The 2,540-nt window shown below is 73.5% G+C and carries 1 protein-coding gene; it reads right to left on the bottom strand.

What is annotated here, in order from left to right; translation table 11 throughout:
* Window positions 1–2,540 (bottom strand): alpha-(1->3)-arabinofuranosyltransferase domain-containing protein (locus E2E34_RS33290; protein ID WP_138905561.1); only part of this gene is annotated, 2,540 nt, incomplete at both ends.

Raw genomic sequence — 2,540 nt, 5'->3', positions numbered from 1 at the left:
GAGCGGGCGGAGTGGGTGCGGGGGCCTCTGGTTCGGTTCGGCCGCGGTAGAGGGTCAGGGCTGCCAGGGCGACCAGGGCCAACGCCCCGCCGATCAGGCCGGCTTCGTACACGCGCGCCGGCTTGTACTCCATGCGCACCTCGCCGCCCTCGCCCTCCGGGATCAGCCAGCCCTGCTGCCAGCCGTCCAGCCGCAGGGACGGCAGCTCGCGGCCGTTGAGGGTGGCCTGCCAGCCCGCGTTGGCGTTCTCGTACGTCTGGACGTACGACGCCTCGCCCGGGCCGACCGTGAGGGAACGGCGGTCGCCCGCGGCGTCCTTGACGGTGAGGGTGCGTGAACGCTCGGCCGGTGGCGTGGCTTTGTTCCTGGTCAGTGTGATGTCGGTCAGGGCCAGCGGGCCCGCGTCACCGGCCTCCACGCGGTGCGTGCCGGCGGGCAGGCTCACCCTGCCGTCGCGCTGGGGGCCGGCGCAGAGCGACACCTCGACGGGGCGGCGCTCGGTGAGGTCGCTCAGCCTCCCGCTCGCGGCGGTGGCGTGCAGCGTGCCGTCGACGGACAGCACGGGGCCCTGGCCGCAGGGGAGCTGGAACGTCTCGCTGGGTTCGGGCTGCGGGACTCTGAAGTCGTCCAGTGCGGGGACGTACACCTCGCTGAGGCCCACGGGGAGCTGCATCTCGCCGTTCGCCACCGGGTTGTGGACCGTCAGCGCCGCCGCGCGGGTGATCTTGATGTCCAGGCGGTCGGTCCTGATGGGTTCGAAGCGGGCCAGGCCGTTCTCGTCCACGGAGGCTGTCGTCGCTCCGTCGGGTGAGCTGATCTCCACCTGCTCCGGGCGGGTGGACAGGCCGCCGGCGGCGGCGAAGACGATCTCACCGATGGGGCGCTTGCCCGGCCAGCGCAGGTGCAGGGTCGGCTTGTCGCCCGCTATCCATGCCGTCGTGAGGTCGCCGTCGACCAGGTTGCGGGGCGTGAGCGACGCGCCCAGGCGGGACGTCGAGTCGGCCGTGGCCGTCAGCCGGCGGCGCTGCTCGGGGGCGAGCGTGTAGAGGAGTTCGTCGAGCTTGTCGCCTGGTACGGGCAGGGCTGTGGCCGTCAGCGTGTAGGTGCCCTTCGTGGTCGTCGAGAACTGGCGGTGCAGGCCCACCTCCGCCGACACGGGCGACAGCCCGCCCGGGTCGCTGCCCCGGTGGAGGGAGACCAGGTCGGGGTCGGCGTCCCGGGGGAGGGAGAGGAGGCGGGTCACCTGGACGCCGGGGATGTTCACGTCGGTGAAGCCCGCGCCCATCAGCCCGGGGCGGCCCTGCTGGGCGCCGGTGATGGTGAGCTTCAGGTACGTCGCCCTGCCCGGCGGCGCCTCGATCTCCTGCGGTGCGCCGTCGGGGTGCAGGGGGCTCGTCCTGCTGCCGTTGTCGGTCTCCACGCGTACGGCCGTGGGGGCGGCCCGCAGGCCGTCCGCCGGCAGGGGCGTCACGCGGATCCGGGACGGGAGGGAGACGGGGGACGTGAAGGCGATGCGCAGCCACTCGCCCGTGGGCTTCGCCGCGCTGCCCTCCGCCCACGCCGTGTCGGGGTTCGCGTCGAACGCGTTCACCGGGTCGTACTGCGGCAGGTGGAACAGCCAGTTGCCGCTGCTCGACGCCGTCACCGAGTCCGCGCCGCGCAGCACGGCCGTCGTCTGGTGCTCGGGGTCGTCGCTCGGGAGGATCTGGCGGGGCTCGCGGCCCGGGTCCTGGAGGCTCTCGGAGTGGTTCCTCTCCTTGGCGGTGTAGGTGTAGGAGGTGTTCGAGTTGACCAGGCCGAAGCGGGTGTCGGCGCGCCGCAGGCCGTCGGCCGCCGCCTGGACCGCCGGGTCCGCCAGGCCGGGGTGGCTGTCACCGGTGAGCACGGCGGGACGTCCCCGCATCGTCGGGTCGGCCGAGAGGCGCAGGAGCGCCTCGGGGCCGCCGCTGACGATCGCGGTGTCCGCCACCGGGGCGATGCCCGCCCTGGCCGGGCGCGGTGCCGACGCGGGAGGCTCGTAGATCTCCACCGCCTGCTGCCGGGGGTAGAGACCCTCGATCTGGACGGGGGTGTCGTCCGGGATGCGACCGCCCGTGAGGACCGGACCGAACGCCGTGACCCGGCGGTAGCCGGACTCCTCCAGGGTGCGTTTGACGGTCTGCGGGGGTACGTAGCCGATCTGGTCCGGGTCCAGGTCGTTGCGTACGACGACGTAGTGCAGGCCGGCGCGGCTCAGGAAGTCGCTCAGGCCCGGGACCCGCCCGCCGGTGGTGAGGGCCTGCTCCACCGCGTCCATGGCCCTGCGATTGCCGGGGGTTCCGAACGGCACGTAGTCGCGCTGTGCCCAGCGGGACCCGGCGAGCACGTCGAGCGGCTGGTCGATCGTCGAGCCCCAGGTGTGGATGCCGTGCGCCGTCGCCGGGACCACCAGGGCGCGGGCGTCGGGCGAGTACTCCTCCAGCCAGCCGGCCGTCTGCTTCCAGTGGGCGGGCAGTTTCGTGAAGGAACCCGGCTGGAGGATGTCGCCGTTGAGGTAGGGG

It is taken from the genome of Streptomyces albidochromogenes, assembly GCF_005981925.1.
GTDB lineage: Bacteria > Actinomycetota > Actinomycetes > Streptomycetales > Streptomycetaceae > Streptomyces > Streptomyces albidochromogenes.
Note: the sequence above shows the minus strand (reverse complement) of the source record. Positions and strands in the feature narration are given on the sequence as shown.